The sequence below is a fragment of the Pseudomethylobacillus aquaticus genome, from assembly GCF_003730115.1.
Lineage (GTDB): Bacteria > Pseudomonadota > Gammaproteobacteria > Burkholderiales > Methylophilaceae > Pseudomethylobacillus > Pseudomethylobacillus aquaticus.
Genome location: NZ_RJVP01000005.1, coordinates 122043 through 137258, shown reverse-complemented (window position 1 = coordinate 137258; position 15216 = coordinate 122043). Strand labels below are relative to the sequence as shown.

The window sequence follows — 15216 nt, the reverse complement described above, 5'->3', positions numbered from 1 at the left end:
GATGCAGCATGGCCTGATTGATACGGTACGCCATGGCTTCGGCCAGGGTGATCAATGGATACTGGTGATCGGCGACCTGATGCTGGACCGTTACCTGATCGGTGAGGTGGAGCGTATCTCGCCGGAGGCCCCGGTGCCGGTGGTGTTGCTGAAAAGCGAACAACACCGCGCCGGTGGCGCTGCCAATGTGGCGGCCAATATCGCGGGCTTGGGCCTACGCACCCGCATCGCAGGTTGCATAGGCCAGGATAAGGATGGTGACACGCTGCTCAGCATGCTGGCGAACATGCAAGTCGATGCCAGTGGCGTGCTGCGCTCCGGCAAACGCCCCACCACCACCAAGACCCGTATCCTGGGTGGCCATCAGCAGATGGTCAGGCTGGATCAGGAAAGCCGCAGCCCCTTCGATGCCGAAGAACAAGCAGATCTGCTCGCGCTGGTGAGCGCACAGGTGGCACAAAACCCCGCGCTGGTCATCCTGTCCGACTATGCCAAAGGCGTGCTCGGCGCGGAGCTGTGCCAATCCGTGATCCAGCAATGCCGCGCCGCAAGCATTCCGGTGCTGGTGGACCCCAAAGGTCACGATTACAGCAAATATCAGGGCGCAACCGCGCTCACCCCGAACAAGCTCGAAACCGCACAAGCCTGCCGCGTGGATATCACCAACAACGCGGCACTGATGCAGGCCGCCGCCATCCTGCGCAAGACGCTGGGACTGGCATTTTTTGCCGTGACGCGCGGCGAGGAAGGCATCTCGGTGATCGACGAAGCCAACATCCTGCATATTCCGGCCGCAGCCAAAAAGGTGTTCGATGTATCCGGCGCTGGCGACACCGTGATCGCCACGCTGGCCGCCGGGCTGGTCCACCACTTGCCGCACCAGATGGCACTGCAACTGGCCAATATCGCGGCTGGCATCGTGGTCGGTAAAGTCGGCACCGTGCCCATCAGCCGTGAAGAACTGCTGCATGAACTGGTACAACAAAGCTCGGTGGAGCAGGCCGACAAAGTGTGCAGCCTGGACACCCTGCTCACCCGTGTGAGCGCCTGGCGCAGCAATGGTCAGAAGATCGTGTTCACCAACGGTTGCTTCGACCTGCTGCACGCGGGCCATGTCACTTATCTGGAAGCGGCGCGCAAGACCGGCGACCGGCTGATCCTCGGCCTCAACACCGACCGCTCGGTGAGCGCACTGAAAGGCCCGACGCGGCCTGTCATCCATGAACAGGACCGTGCCCGTGTGCTGGCAGCACTGGCGGCTGTGGATGCGGTGATCCTGTTCGATGAAGACACACCACTGGCTCTCATCAACGCTGTGCAGCCAGATGTGATCGTCAAGGGCAGCGACTACCGCGAAGACCAGGTGGTGGGCGGCAAGGAGGTCAAATCCTGGGGTGGTCAGATCGCGCTGATCCCCATCGTGCCAGGCCGCAGCACCAGCGGGATCCTGGAAAAAATTGGCGGCTAAGATCCTGATCTTCGGTCCCTCCTGGGTGGGGGACATGGTACTGGCCCACAGCCTGTTCAGGGCGATCAAACAGTCACAGCCGGACGCGGTGATCGATGTCGCGGCGCCCTCCTGGACACTGCCATTACTGGAGCGCATGCCGGAAGTCAGGCGTGGCATCGCCCTGCCGTTCCGGCATGGTGAACTTGCGTTGCGCGCCCGCATCGCGATGGGCCGCCGATTGCGCGATGAAGGCTATACGCAAACCATACTGCTCACCAATTCGTTCAAATCCGCCATCCTGCCGTTCGCCACCCGCATCCCGCAGCGTACCGGCTTTGTAGGTGAACTGCGCTACGGTCTGCTCAACGACCTGCGCCGCCTGGACAAGCAGCGGCTGCCGCGTACCGTGGATCGCTTCCTGGCCTTGGCGCGCCCGGCCAATGACAGATCGGTACCGACACCACCGCAACCACGTCTGATCGCCGATCAGGTCAATGCACAGGCTGCGTTGCAAGGCCTGGGGCATGCGCTCCCGCAACAACCTGTATTGGGTTTGTGCCCGGGGGCAGAGTACGGTGAGGCGAAACGCTGGCCAATCGCCTACTATGCTGAAGTGGCAAATGCTGCGCTGGCGGCTGGCTGGCAAGTCTGGCTGTTCGGTTCCGAGAAAGACATGCCGGTCACTGCCGAGATCAATCAGCGCGCTGACGGTCTTTGTCTGGACCTGGGTGGACGTACCAAGCTGGGCGACGCCATCGACCTGATGTCGCTGACCAGTGCCGTGGTCAGCAATGACTCCGGCCTGATGCATGTGGCGGCAGCGCTGGACAAGAAAGTCATCGCCATCTATGGCTCGTCCGACCCTGCCCACACCCCGCCCATGAATGCGCAAGCAGTGATCGTCTATCTTGGGCTAGGTTGTAGCCCCTGCTTCAAACGTAAATGTCCTTTAGGGCACCTGGATTGCTTGACCAAAATCAAACCATCACAAATCATTGCCGCTATTCCACTGGACAATGATCGCCATGAATAAACTAAAAAAACTAATCCATAGTTTCTGGTGCTGGCTGCTGAACAAGCCAAAACCAACCAAAAGCTACTCTTCACGTCACAGATTTAAAAAAACGTATCCTGATTACGAAATTGGCAGAGGCAGCTACGGCCTTCCCAAAGTGCACGACTGGAAAGAAGGCACTACCCTCAGGATTGGCGCTTACTGCTCAATCGCAGGGAATGTCGATATTTTTCTGGGTGGCAATCATCGAATGGACTGGGTCAGCACCTTCCCTTTCCCCAAGTATTTTCCAGAAATGAAGCACTTGATCAGCAAATTCGGGAAAGTAAAAGGGGATGTCACTATTGGTAATGACGTCTGGTTAGGCAGGAGCTGCATGATACTTTCAGGCGTGAAAGTGAATGATGGGGCAGTCGTGGCTGCTGGTGCAGTAGTGACCAGGGATGTTCCAGCATACGCTGTGGTAGCCGGAAATCCTGCAAGAGTAGTTCGCTATCGGTTTGATGATAAAACCATCGCCCGTCTGCTAGCAACGACATGGTGGCAATGGCCGGAAGAAGAATTAAGGAATATCGGCCATTTGCTTTGCAACGATGATATCCAGCTATTTCTCGACTACGCAGAATCCAGAATCAAGCCTGAGGCTTAAGCGCGACCAACTCCCAAAGTAGATGTGCTGGACGTGCTTTGAACAAGGTTCGATTCAAGCTGGATAAGCGTGTTTTCATGTCCACGCTTGCAGACTGTGCATATTTTATATGCACCCACTCCACTCGTGAGGCCTTAAACTTCCCCTTGAATCCATAGTTTTCCGCATAAAGCTTTTCTTCACAAAAATATAAATGCGTCTTTGCCGTGATGATATTCACGTGAGTTGGATCCTGAAATGCTTCAGGACTGGGGTAGGCCGGGGTCACTGCATAAAAAATACCGCCCGGCTTTAACACGCGCCAAACTTCATCCATCAGCTCGATGAACGGAAATCTGGTTTTGCCATCGGCAGTGGGCAATATACGGGGAATATGTTCAATAAAGTCGAATGCAGAAAGCGAATCAAAAGAATCCGATGCGAATGGTATCGGCTCCACGCTGAGGTTGGCGATACGGATATCCGAATTGCTTGCGCCAGGAGCTTTATAGATATCCACACCAAAAAGCTGGGAACAATTGTAAGGGTTGCGCGGCTTAGCACCACAACCAAGGTCCAGATGCTGCCTGTCATTCATAATAAGCTCGTTCAATTAAGTTATTAAATCCATCGATTTGATCACATCCAGCTCGGCGCGCACTTTAGCATCAGCATGAGTGTTCTGATGCTGTTTAATGAATATCGAAGTAAATCGTCTGCATAACAAAGTATAACGACAAACAAAGCGTCGATAGGCGGCGATACGCTTCACATCACGGGCATCATAATGCTTGGTAAAAAACGTGAAGTAGCCGGTTTTCTTGCGCTTCCACTTTTCGTAATCACTAGCCCCCGCCTCACTCGCACCGCTCCAGTGGCTCACGCTCACATCAGCATAGTGCGCCACTGTGTAACCAGCCTGACGCACTCTTAGGCAGATGTCCGCATCTTCACCGTAAAGGAAATAATCCTCATCAAACCCTGCAATCGCCTGATAGACGTGCTTGGGAAACAACATGAACGCGCCCAGTATCCAGGCATACTGGCCTGGAAGTCCATCCAGATGCTGGCTGTATTTTGTACGGTGTTGCTGCGGATAACGCAATTTAGGTTTGATGACACGGTTTTTGCGTGGCTCGAGCACCGCAGGCCCAGCCACACCAATGCCCTGATCACCGTCCAGATACCCGGCCATCTTGCTCAAGACATCACTGGCGTCGATCTTGATGTCCGGATTGATGCACAAAATATATTGGCCAACTGCCAGGCTGGCACCAATATTATTGGCACGACCAAATCCATAATTTTGCGTATTTTTGATCACGGTCACACGCTCACCGAATGTACTGGAGATATTGTCCAGCCCGGCATCTTGACTATCATTGTCCAGCACGATGATCTGCAGCTCCACCCCCTGCTGCGCAAGAAGTGACGGTATGCATTCCATCACATGGGCACTGGTTTTGTAATTCACGATAATCACTGTGATTAGTGGCATGGCTTCATATTCCGCATACAGTAAGCAAAATCAACAGGGTGATTGTTGGTCGCTGGTTCAGCAAGCCGAGGGTGAAATCGACATTACTCACTTTACTGAATAAACGTCTTTAACGCAGGGGCAACGCAAATGCCGTGCAGCTGGCAATACTCCTGCCAGCCGGGAACGTCGGTCCAGTCAGTCAGGAACACGAAATCCAGCCCGGCGCGTGTGGAGGACTGGTGATCATAGCGGCTGTCACCGAAAAAGATGGCCGGTGTCTGCAGTGCACCCGACGCGATCTCGCGCGCGAGGATGGTGTCTTTGTTATCCGGGCTACCGTAGATACCGGCATCAAAATAATCTGCCAGTCCACGCCTATGCATCACACCGCGCACTTCTTCCTGGTCGCCGCCCGAGATCATCATCCAGCGCGTATCTGGTAGCAGGGTTCTTAGCTGTTCCAGACCGGGAGCCACCGCACACGCCAGCAGGCTATGCTCCAACTCGGCGGCGAACAGGCCCAGCAGGCGCTGCATCTCCGTTTCCGTGATCGTCTTGTGCAATATCGTGCGCAGAAAATACTCGAATTTAGGGTAGCGCGAGATACCACCCAAGGCAATATGGTGGTCGACCAAGGCTTGCGCCTGTACAGGCGTGGCGCCATAGGCCATGGCCGTGTCGTAATAGGCCTGGATCTTGACTTGATTGGAATCGAGCACCACACCGTCACAATCGAACACCAGCGTGCGGTACTTGGCTAAGGCCTTGAGATCAGGTGCCATCATGTCCTGGTACATTTTATGAAAATGAAACGGCGGTGGCAGTTTTCACTGCCACCGCCGCTGGCGTCATACTAAAGCTTAAGCCGCTTTGATGGCGCTGGCTTCGCGTGCCAGCTTGGTGATGTGTGCCCAGTTCTTGGCAGCAACAGCATCGGCTGGGGTCAGCCAGGTACCTCCACATACCACCACGTTAGGCAGTGCCAGGAATTGGGGAGCAGACTCTGGGGTCACGCCACCGGTAGGGCAGAATTTCACGTCGCCGAACGGACCTGAAAACCCCTTGAGCAGGTTGATGCCACCGACAGCAACTGCTGGGAACAGCTTGAGGAAGAAGTAGTCGTCGGCATTGGCTTGCATGATCTCGCTACCGGTAGAAACGCCGGGCAACAAGGGCAGGCCCATGGCACGCGCGGCTTTACCCAGCTCGCTGGTGTAGCCTGGGCTGACCGCGAATTGGCAACCCGCGTCCTTGGACGCTTGCGCATCGGCGATATTGCGCACCGTACCAGAACCCAGGATCGCATCCGGCACAGATTTGGCGATGGCTTCCATGGCTTGCAGTGCGCAGGAAGAACGCAGGGTCACTTCCAGCACACGGATACCACCTTCAAGCAGGGCTTCTGCCATGGGAACGGCATCTTCCACCTTGTTGATGACGATGACTGGAATGACAGGACCGTGCTTGGCCAGATCTAATGTGTTCATGCTTTTCTCTCTAAAGTTTTGTCGAACGGGATGAATCGGATTGTCATCGCTATTGGCGTAGCGCATCTCATCGCTTGGGCATCAGGCGATTTAACAACCAAACATCGCCATGCGTACCAGCACTGGCACACATGGCGACGAAGATGGTTGATTCTGAAGCAGTTACAGCCAGGTGACCGCGCCTTCTTCTGCAGAACGCACATTGCCACGCATGCCACCGAACAGTTCACGACCGATGCCATGACCATTGTTGTTGCGCTCGGCTTCCGTCATGGTCTGCAGGCTGCGTGCATTCCACTGATCCTGATCGACCAGCGCGTTCAGGGTGCCGACGATGGCATTGAGGCGGATGATATCGCCAGTGCGGATCTTGCTGATCGGCCCGCTGGCCAGCGCTTCGGGGCTGACATGGATGGCGGCCGGCACCTTGCCGGATGCACCGCTCATACGACCATCGGTCACGATGGCCACCTTGAAACCCTTGCCCTGTAATACCGACAACGGTGGCGTCAGTTTATGCAATTCCGGCATGCCGTTGGCGCGCGGGCCCTGGAACCTGACCACGGCGACAAAATCCTTCTCCAGTTCGCCGCGCTCGAACGCAGCCAGTAACTCTTCCTGCGCGTGGAACACGATGGCCGGTGCTTCAATGATCATGCGGTCTTCAGGCACCGAGGACGTCTTGATCACGGCACGGCCCAGATTACCGGTCAGCAGACGCAGGCCACCGGAAGCGCTGAACGGTTTGCGTGGCGAGCGCACGATAGTCTCGTCCGGGCTTTCTTCCGGCAGGTCGATCCAGGTCAGTTCATTGTCGAACATCACCGGTTTCTTGCAGAAATCACGCAGCCCACCGATCACCACGGAAGACACATCAGCGTGCATATAACCGCCTTCGATCAACTCACGGATCACAAAACTTGGGCCGCCGGCATTCTGGAACTCGTTCACGTCTGCCGTGCCGTTAGGGTAGACGCGTGCCAGCAGCGGCGTGTCCTGGGACAGCTTGGAGAAATCGGACCAGTCGATGATGATGCCAGCCGCACGGGCCACCGCCACCCAATGGATACAGTGGTTGGTACTGCCACCGGTGGCCAGCAAGGCCACGATAGCATTGACGATCACGCGCTCATCGACCAACTGGCCGATGGGGGTGAAGCGACGTCCCTGGATATTGGACAGCACTGTGCGTACGGATTCACGTGTCAATGCTTCACGCATGCCATCATGCGGATGCACGAAAGCGGCGCCCGGCACGTGCAAGCCCATGGCTTCCAACAACATCTGGTTGCTGTTGGCAGTGCCGTAGAAGGTACAGGTACCTGCGCCATGGTAAGCAGCAGATTCTGACGCCAGCAATTCATCACGGTCACACAGACCTTGAGCGAACTTCTCGCGCACCTTGGATTTGGTGGTGTTGTCTATGCCGGTACTCATTGGGCCGGCTGGAACGAATACACAAGGCAGATGACCGAAGTTAAGCGCGCCTATCAGCAAGCCCGGAACGATCTTGTCACATACGCCCAACAGCAAGGCGGCGTCGAACACATCGTGAGACAGCGCGACTGCCGTACTCATGGCAATGACATCGCGCGAAAACAGGCTGAGTTCCATGCCGGGTTCACCCTGGGTGATGCCATCACACATGGCAGGCACGCCACCGGCCACCTGCACGGTAGCACCATGCTTTCTGGCTTCGTCGCGGATGATAGCCGGATAGACCTCATATGGCTGATGGGCCGACAACATGTCGTTGTAAGCCGTCACGATGCCGATATGCGGCGCCTTTTCGGCAATGATGCGGAATTTGTCATTCTCGGGCATCGCTGCGAAAGCATGTGCCACATTGGCACAGCCCATGCGGTCCGAACCACGCGCACGTTTCAGTGTTTCTTCAATGCGCTGCAGGTATGCTTTGCGGGTGGGGGCACTACGCTCACGAATGCGCTCAGTGACTTCATTCAGGATCTGTCTCATAGTCATAGCGCTATCAAAATTAACTCTTCCCGATTATGCAGAAAGCCACCCCTATCGTCAAACCAGATGCAGGCTTGCAAGGCTCAACCCTTATGCACGGAGCGCATGCAGCAGGTTTCTAGACACAAGGAAACAGGAATAATGGATTGACTTTTCGATGCTAAATCAAACGGCCAGCCCAGCTGATACATCAAACCTTTTGTACCAGCACATCTTCCATGATCAGGTATTCCAGATCACAGCCAAAAAACATATCGAGCGCATCCTTGGGGCTGCAGATCATGGGTTCGCCACGACGGTTGAGTGAGGTGTTCAGCACCACCGGCACATTGCGGCGCTGTTCCAGCGCCTCGATCAGCGCGTAATAGCGTGGATTGGTAGCGCGGGTCACCACTTGCGCGCGCGCCGTGCCATCCTCATGCACCACTTCCGGGATACGCGACTTCCAATGCTCCGCCACATCAAAGGTGAAGGTCATGTAAGGCGCTGGATGGGCCGTCTGCAGGATATCCTCAGCCGCCCGGTCCAGCATGGAAGGACAAAATGGACGCCAGCGCTCGCGGTACTTGATCTGCGCATTGATGCGGTCCGCCACGCCCGGGTGACTGGGGTCACCCAGGATACTGCGACAGCCCAGCGCACGCGGGCCGAACTCCATGCGCCCCTGGAACCAGGCCAGCGGATGACCATTCGCCAGCAGTTCGGCACCCGTCGCTGCTGCGTCGGCTACACGCTTGAACACCGGCTTGGACGGGTGCGCAGCACAGGCCGCCAGGCATTCTTCGGTGGTGAAGGACGGGCCCAGGTAAGCATGCGGCATCGCCTCCAGCGGCTCACCACGTTCGGCAGCGACGAAGCTGGCAGCGCCCAGTGAGGTGCCGGCATCTCCGGAAGCAGGCTGCACGAACAGCTCTTTCACGCCCGGCATGGCGATGATGCGCTGATTCAATTTCACATTCAGCGCGACACCACCCGCCATGGCGATGCGGCCAGTCTCGCGGATGATATCGCCGACATAATAATCAATCATTTGCAAAGCGATATCTTCCAGCAATTGCTGCACCGAAGCCGCGTAGTGGATGTACGGGTCGTCGATCTCGTCGCCCTGACGTTTGGGCCCCAGCCAGTCCACCAGTGCAGGCGTGAAATAATGGCCTCTGCCATTTTCCTTGTAGCGGCGCAGACCGATCACATTGACCAGCTTGGTGTTGACGCGCAGCTCACCGTCCTTGAATTGCACCAGACGGGAAAGGTCGTATTTGTTCGCATCGCCATACGGGGCCATGCCCATCACCTTGAACTCGCCGTCCAGCATCTCGAAACCCAGATATTCGGTGATGGCGCCATACATGCCCCCCAGCGAATCCGGATCGTAGAACTCCTTGATCTTGTGGATCTTGCCATGCTCGCCATAGCCGAAGAAGGTGGTCGCGTATTCCCCCTTGCCGTCTATGCCGACGATGGCGGTCTTTTCCTTGAAACCGCTCAGGTGATACGCACTGCTGGCATGCGCCAGATGGTGTTCCACCGGCACATACTCGGCCTTGCTGAGTCCCAGCTCCGCCATCAAGGTCAATGCCTTGTCTCGGTTACGTCGAAAACGGCGGTTGCCATTGAAGATGGCATCGATGACACGGTCCGGCGCATACCAGTGGCGCTTGGCATAGTGCCAGCGCGCAGCGCTTGTGAGTGGGATCTCGCCATACGGAAACGCCACCACATCGACCTGCTCAGGGCGTACACCTGCCTCGCGCAGACAATACCTGGCAGCTTCGTACGGAAACAGGTTCTTGGCATGCTTGTCACGGATGAAACGCTCTTCTTCCGCTGCTGCCACAATCTTGCCGTTGACGATGATCGCTGCGGACGCATCGTGCCCGAGCGCCCCAGATAAACCGAGAATAATCATATGTTTTTCACGTCTTTTTCAATGTGGATACCGGCCGCTCGCAACAGTGCCGGATCTTTATAAGTCATCACAAATGCCTGTTCAATCGCCACTCTGACCACATCTCCCGGCGACCAGTTGCGCAGAAAACGCCGCAAATCCCGCACATGACCGCGCAAAAAACGCCGCTCACCCAGCCAGCCCGGCGCGTATTGACGCATGCTGTCGAGGTCGATCAGCACAGGCTGGTCATCAGCGATCTTGATATTGCTGGCCTTGCAGTCACCATGCACGATCATCAGCAGATACAACTGATAAAACAGGCGCGCAATACGCAATGCGCTGGCATCACGTCGCGCCTGTTCCATCGGTGCTGCAAAATACCCGGCAACATCCGGCGCAGGCAGATACTCGGCCAGAAAATAAGCTTCGCGCCGTATGCATCCCATGCGCCGCTCCAATAATGCTACTGGTGATGGCGTAGCCACACCCAGCAATTGCAAGCGGAAGGCATTCGACCAGGAGGCCGCAGCACGCGTCTTGCGCAAGGCACGGTTCAGGCCGTGCCAGAAAGTCTTGATATTGTAGCGCTTGACGACTATGTTCCGCTCGCCAAGCTGGATCAAACTGACCGTGCACGTGTTTCCAGATTTAAGTCGCACGTGCTCAGCACCCATGCACAGGTCCGGCGCCTGCAACACAGAGCGCAGTGCTGGGGTATCACGTTCACTGCTGATGGCCAGGAACTGGCTGGATGAAACCTGCACGTTCACATCACTGCACTGACGTAGCACTTTGCGCTGCGCGTAGCCCTGCGCAAGATGATAACGCTGTGCCGCCATCATGCGCTTGAACCTGCCCAGCGCCGGGCTGTGCTCCCAGCCACGCAAGCGCGCGTACTGATCCAGCAAGCCCGGCAACACTGGCCATACGTCCAGCACATCCAGCTTGCCCAGCAGCATGGCCAGATTCTGCAATGCTGCCCTGCGTGTGTACCAGCTGGGTAAACCGCGGATCCCATCCCCATCCAGCGTGTAGATGGTGTCGCCCTGCAGCATAAAATTCTTCAGGTAGAGGTCGGTCTGCTGCAGCCCGGCCTGATGATGTAGCGCCACCTCGCGCACCAGCGCGAATGCCAGCCTGCTGCGCTGTGCGCTATCCATGCTGTTCCAGGCTTGATCAGCATTCATGGCGCCGCTCACTGCTGCATACAGCAACACGTGCGCTGCAGAGTCCGGCAATGCGGCGGCATACAGCAAGGCAGGCGTCATGACCCCTGCATCCGCCAACGCTTGCGCTCCACGACGGTCACGCTCGGCATAGCGGGCCGCATCGCGGCCTATGAACAACTTGGCATACACCGGCCTTGACTGCCAGACAGCACGCACCACGACACGCCTATGCTTTACCACCCTGACGACTGCCTCTACATGCAGATCGTCCGCGGCATTGAGCATGATGACGAAACGCCGCTCAGACGGCCTTTCGATGGCATACAGGTCGCTGGCCTGCAATGTAGGCACTGTTGCAGGCAGCATCAGCTTGCCTGTGTCAGCGTTCGGGGAAACGCTGTCATCAGCTCGATCGCTGCCGCACTCGCTTCTGCGGGTGTGATATCCGTCATGGATGGCTTCTTGAGCAAGCGATGCTGTGGCCTTAACGGATAAGGGCCGGTCAGTACCTCATTGGTTGGCCCGAACAAAGCAACGATAGGCACTGCACTGGCAGCGGCGATGTGCAACACACCGCAGTCATGCGCGATGAACAGGCTCAAGCTTTTCATCAAGGCAGTGAGTTGCGGCACCGTGGTCTTGCCGGCCAGATTGATGCTGCCCGGCACAAGGCGGCAGAATTGCCTGGCCAGATATGCTTCGTTCGCGGTGCCCGTCAACACGATGCGTATCCTGGGGTTGGCCGCGATCAATTGCTTGCCCAATTCCACATAGGACTGGATAGGCCACATCTTTTTATCGTTGGCGCGGCTACGGTAAAAGAATTTCCATCCATGCAGCAGCGTACGCCCGCAGCCCAGATGAATGTTCACCAGCAGACTGTCGGCGGCGAGGCTGGCCGGATCCAGCGCCAACTTCCCCACAAAGGGCTTGCCGGAAACAACATAACGCCTATCGCTTTCCAGCACTTCGACTCCTGCAAGGCCAGCAACGAACTGCAACAATTGTTCAGCATGATGCAGGTTCTCCGACAATGGCCCCACCGTCAGCATGGTGGCTTTTGCGCCCTTCATTTTCTTGAGCGCGTTGACATTCAAGGCAAGGATGCTGTCATAGCCCGGCGCCAGCTTGTCCAGTGCCCTGGCATGTTTGACCACATGCACCTGACCCACGTCCGGATTATTCTCGAACACTTCAGCACTGAGCTTGCTGAGTGCTGCCACATCGATCCTGTTGTGCGGGAATCGGCGCCTGAGCAGGCTGATGGCGGGCGTGCAAAACACATTATTGCCTGTACTACTCGAGGTCAGCACAAGAATGCGTGCGCCGTCCTGTAAGCGCTGTTGATTATCCTGGTTCATACCAACACCTTTTGTTTCTTGATTGAACGTGCTGCGATCAGCCTGCCTATCAGTTTTTGCCAGCCAGTCAGGCGCGCAACGGCAAAGTATTGCTTTAGAAAATACAGCCTGCTGGTACGGCTCCAGACCGCTGTACGGTAATTCAAGGTCGTCAGGTCAAAGTAGGTGCTCGCCAGCGGCAACCAGCTTTTACGCGCCTTCTCCAGATCGATCAGTGCAAGCTTGAACTGCCCGGACTGCAATTTTACAAACACATGCTTGGCATACAGGGCACGGTGCTGCACTCCGGCGGCATGCATCTCTTTTATGATGTTTGCCGCCGCCGCGATGAACGCTCTTTTCTGTGTCAGCGACATTCCCAAAAAGTCCGCTGACTGCGTGAACACATCCATGGGGACATAGCCCTCCAGCGACAGCGTGACCATCACAGCGCGCTGCTGCCCTGAACGCGACTGCGTACAGAACAAGATGGGCTCCAGCGTGGGAACGCCGTGGCGCTGCAAATGCTGGATGATGGAAAACTCGCGCAGCAAGGTGGGTTCGCCGCGCCATGGGTGAGCCAGGCTTTTGCGCACATGGTTTTCCTGACGCTTGAGATAGACATGCACTGTGCTGCCACCGGCCGCTTGCAAACCAAGCCGGCCTACGCCACTGAAGCCGCCACGATCCAGGTTGGGCGGTTCTACCCAGGCCACATTCCTCGCCCAGGCCAGATCAAAGCGATCCAGTGCATTGCTGGACAATAAGGCGCGGTAGTCATCCGCAATAAATTCCGTGTTCTGCACCGCATGACTCACGATGTATATTTTTGCTGGAACTTGATATACAGGCGTCGCGCTCTGGATTCAACCTTGGCCAGCAATGCCCGCTGTGCTACCAGAACATCTCCGAGCGGCTGCCCATAATAGGCTTTCAGGAATCGCAAAACATCGCGCCGGGTCAGGCCAATATCCATGGCCGAAAAATGCAGGGCCGCGATATCTTTCATACGATCTGTATAAGAAATGCGACGGCGCATGCCGACCCGGTGCAGGTCGATCAGATAAAGATGCAGATCACCCTGCGCCAGCCTGGGCAGATCCAGGCAGAAATGGCAGATATACAAGTCACGGTGGTTCATGCCGTTTGCATGCAGCAACTGCGTCAGGCGCGCCACCTCGAGGATCAAGCTGCGCTTGAAGGCTGGCTCTGGCGGCTGGGTCTTCCAGTCTGCACACAGCGTCTCCAGCGAAACGATATCGCCCAAGTCCTCGGTCATCACGAATGACTGCCGTTGTGCCGGGTTGCAGCCACGACTCGCAAACGCGACCGGCGGCGTCGTGGGGATGCCGATTTTGTTGAAGCGGTGGATCGCCCGCCATTCGGGCATGGCGCTGACGATAGGCAGGCGCAGCGTCAGCAGGTTCTTGAATATCTCGCGCCATCCCACACCAAAATGCAGCTTGACGAAGTAAGGTCGTCCATCCAGATGGAAGCGTAAAGTACGGCGACCCGGCATCTCGCGGAACACTTCGCCGCTGAGCGCCATGATCTGGGTGAATGCCTGGTCATCGCCAAAATGCCTGGCAAGGGGCAGCGGTATCTGCTCATTCACGCACCCGGTGCCCTGGCGATGCTTTGCCGCGTGCCTATCGCGCATAGTGTTCCAATAAATCTGCTTCCAGCGTGGCTGAATGCTGTGCGGCGATAGTCGCGGTATAGCGCATGCCAGCCGCAGAGCACGCAGCCAGCACATTCCTGTCCAGCAACTCGGCCAATTGCTGCTGACAGTGCACCTGATCATAGGGTTCAGGTAGCACGCGCCCGGCCTCTGCATCCGCCACATGCTGAGCATAGCCACACGCTGCAGTGACCATCACCGGCAAGCCCACGGTGAGCGCTTCGATGATCACGATGCCAGCCAGCTCGGAGCGCGCAAGATGCATCAACACATCCGCGCCCTGCATCAGCTGAGCCACATCATGGCGGCCTGCCGTGATGATCACACGATCCGCCACGCCCAGCTCACGCGCCAGTTTCGTCATGGGCTCCGCCCTGTCCTCGCCTACGGCCAGTAGCCAGGTGTTATCAAGCAAGCGCTGTGGCAACGCGGCCAGTGCCCGTATGCTGCGATCCAGCCCCTTGCGCACGAAAGCAGAGCCCACCATCAACAGTACATTTGCCTGCTCGGGCAAACCGAATTCCTGACGCAGCGCATGACGCTGTCTAGCGCGATCAAAGACCGCAAAGTCAGGAATGGAAGGGGGCAGGATGTGGAAGCGCTCGGCAGGCGTCTGATACCAGCGCTGGAAGGTGTGCAAGTCTCGCGAGGACAACAACAGGACATGACAGCGGCCCTCTGCTCCGAATACCGCACGTTCGGTACCAGCAAAAAAACGATAACGCCCGCTGAAGCGATACCACCAGCCGCGGTCATGATGCGCGCGCTCGAGGAAACAGGGGTCTGCGGCGTAATAGACATCCAGGCCGGGCATGCGATTGAAACCCACGATCAAGTCTGGAGCGTCGCGCTGTATCGAGGCGGCCATGCCGTCGATCAGGGATTGATGACGCTGATGATTGAGGATGCCACGTGCCTTCAGCAGCTCCACCCGGATATTGTCCGGCGGCGCGTCACCACGCCAGCTGCCCGTGTAGATGGTGACTTGATGGCCTTTACTGACACAATCTTTGGCAATGCGCAGCATATCGCGCTGCACGCCGCCGTAAGGAAAGTATTTGAAGATCAGGAAAGCGAATCGCAAGGCGTAGCAGCCGG

Annotated in this window: 14 protein-coding genes; 3 read left to right on the top strand and 11 right to left on the bottom strand. The window is 56.9% G+C overall.

Translation table 11 applies throughout. The features are described from left to right. Nucleotide 1 precedes the first annotated feature (1 nt). The 3 genes from rfaE1 to ED236_RS12750 are packed head-to-tail and all read left to right on the top strand — an operon-like array spanning nucleotide 2 to nucleotide 3114. Entirely contained in the window at nucleotides 2–1468 is a 1467-nt protein-coding gene (rfaE1, locus tag ED236_RS09970; RefSeq protein ID WP_123237818.1) for a D-glycero-beta-D-manno-heptose-7-phosphate kinase, read from the top strand. Then, on the top strand, nucleotides 1458–2483 hold the full coding sequence (waaF, locus tag ED236_RS09965) for a lipopolysaccharide heptosyltransferase II (RefSeq protein WP_123237817.1): 1026 nt from the start codon (nucleotides 1458–1460) through the stop codon (nucleotides 2481–2483). The genes rfaE1 and waaF overlap by 11 nt, the downstream gene beginning before the upstream one ends. Further along, a complete protein-coding gene (locus ED236_RS12750; RefSeq protein WP_123237900.1) occupies nucleotides 2476–3114 on the top strand; it encodes a CatB-related O-acetyltransferase in 639 nt (212 codons plus the stop codon). The genes waaF and ED236_RS12750 overlap by 8 nt, the downstream gene beginning before the upstream one ends. On the opposite strand, the gene ED236_RS09955 is transcribed toward ED236_RS12750, so the two are convergent. The 11 genes from ED236_RS09955 to ED236_RS09905 all read right to left on the bottom strand — a co-directional run bounded on the left by ED236_RS09955 (nucleotide 3098) and on the right by ED236_RS09905 (nucleotide 15202). Further along, a complete protein-coding gene (locus ED236_RS09955) occupies nucleotides 3098–3691 on the bottom strand; it encodes a methyltransferase domain-containing protein (protein ID WP_148042282.1) in 594 nt (197 codons plus the stop codon). The genes ED236_RS12750 and ED236_RS09955 overlap by 17 nt on opposite strands. A gap of 15 nt (nucleotides 3692–3706) precedes the next feature. Then, a complete protein-coding gene (locus ED236_RS09950; protein ID WP_123237815.1) occupies nucleotides 3707–4591 on the bottom strand; it encodes a glycosyltransferase family 2 protein in 885 nt (294 codons plus the stop codon). A gap of 92 nt (nucleotides 4592–4683) precedes the next feature. Then, a complete protein-coding gene (locus ED236_RS09945; RefSeq protein WP_338053169.1) occupies nucleotides 4684–5358 on the bottom strand; it encodes an HAD family hydrolase in 675 nt (224 codons plus the stop codon). 75 nt (nucleotides 5359–5433) lie between these two features. Beyond that, nucleotides 5434–6060, bottom strand: coding sequence for a bifunctional 4-hydroxy-2-oxoglutarate aldolase/2-dehydro-3-deoxy-phosphogluconate aldolase (locus ED236_RS09940; protein WP_123237814.1), 627 nt, complete (start codon nucleotides 6058–6060; stop codon nucleotides 5434–5436). A gap of 162 nt (nucleotides 6061–6222) precedes the next feature. Next, complete coding sequence (gene edd, locus ED236_RS09935; RefSeq protein WP_123237813.1) at nucleotides 6223–8037, bottom strand: phosphogluconate dehydratase; 1815 nt, start codon at nucleotides 8035–8037, stop codon at nucleotides 6223–6225. A gap of 190 nt (nucleotides 8038–8227) precedes the next feature. After that, entirely contained in the window at nucleotides 8228–9946 is a 1719-nt protein-coding gene (locus ED236_RS09930; RefSeq protein WP_123237812.1) for a carbamoyltransferase family protein, read from the bottom strand. After that, on the bottom strand, nucleotides 9943–11463 hold the full coding sequence (locus tag ED236_RS09925) for a lipopolysaccharide kinase InaA family protein (RefSeq protein ID WP_123237811.1): 1521 nt from the start codon (nucleotides 11461–11463) through the stop codon (nucleotides 9943–9945). The genes ED236_RS09930 and ED236_RS09925 overlap by 4 nt, the downstream gene beginning before the upstream one ends. After that, a complete protein-coding gene (locus ED236_RS09920) occupies nucleotides 11463–12458 on the bottom strand; it encodes a glycosyltransferase family 9 protein (RefSeq protein WP_123237810.1) in 996 nt (331 codons plus the stop codon). The genes ED236_RS09925 and ED236_RS09920 overlap by 1 nt, the downstream gene beginning before the upstream one ends. Then, nucleotides 12455–13243: a lipopolysaccharide kinase InaA family protein gene (locus ED236_RS09915; RefSeq protein WP_123237898.1), complete on the bottom strand. Its 789-nt coding sequence runs from the start codon at nucleotides 13241–13243 to the stop codon at nucleotides 12455–12457. Before ED236_RS09915 ends, ED236_RS09920 begins: the two co-directional genes overlap by 4 nt. Nucleotides 13244–13251: 8 nt before the next feature. Next, entirely contained in the window at nucleotides 13252–14052 is an 801-nt protein-coding gene (rfaP, locus tag ED236_RS09910) for a lipopolysaccharide core heptose(I) kinase RfaP (protein ID WP_240032115.1), read from the bottom strand. Between the two features lie 34 nt (nucleotides 14053–14086). Continuing rightward, nucleotides 14087–15202 carry a glycosyltransferase family 4 protein gene (locus ED236_RS09905; RefSeq protein ID WP_123237897.1) on the bottom strand — a complete coding sequence of 372 codons (1116 nt, stop codon included), beginning with the start codon at nucleotides 15200–15202 and terminating at the stop codon, nucleotides 14087–14089. Nucleotides 15203–15216 lie beyond the last annotated feature (14 nt).